We start from the raw sequence: 561 nt of genomic DNA on the forward strand, positions 1-561 counted from the left end.
ACGAAGACCATCAGCCCCCTTATTTGTGGTATGGATTTATCCGTGAATGTTAATTATGAACTCAGAGTAACAATCTCCTTATTCATAGATACTCCGATAACTACCACTTACAAGACTATTCTAATGCGTAACCCCTGCCAACGCTTATGGGCGTTGGATTAGCCTACCTCATTTTATTTCTCTAAATTTGTAAAAAGTTTAGACCAGCAGGTCAATAGTTATAGAGATAGATAGAGCATGAACCCAAAAAGGATTTTAGTGACCGGTGGAATGGGCTACATTGGTAGCCACACTACGGTGGAGCTTCAGGCCGTGGGGTATGAGGTGATCATTGTAGACAACCTCTCCAACTCCAATCGTGAGGTACTGAATGGTATCAAAGCGATTTCGGGTGTGGAGCCAATATTTTACCAAGTAGACTGCAACGACCAAGCAGCGATGCGAGAGATATATGATCGTCACCGCCCAGATGGGGTGATTCACTTTGCTGCCAGTAAAGCGGTGGGCGAATCGGTAGAGAAGCCCCTCCTTTACTATCGCAATAATATCCTCTCGCTCATC

General features: G+C 44.6%; 1 protein-coding gene. It reads left to right on the forward strand.

What is annotated here, in order from left to right; translation table 11 throughout:
* Positions 1-237 precede the first annotated feature (237 nt).
* On the forward strand, positions 238-561 hold a 324-nt coding region (locus QVO39_RS08590; RefSeq protein WP_288171958.1), incomplete at its 3' end, for an SDR family NAD(P)-dependent oxidoreductase.

Origin of the sequence: Porphyromonas sp. CAG:1061, assembly GCF_000435035.1 — a bacterium.
Lineage (GTDB): Bacteria > Bacteroidota > Bacteroidia > Bacteroidales > Porphyromonadaceae > Porphyromonas_A > Porphyromonas_A somerae.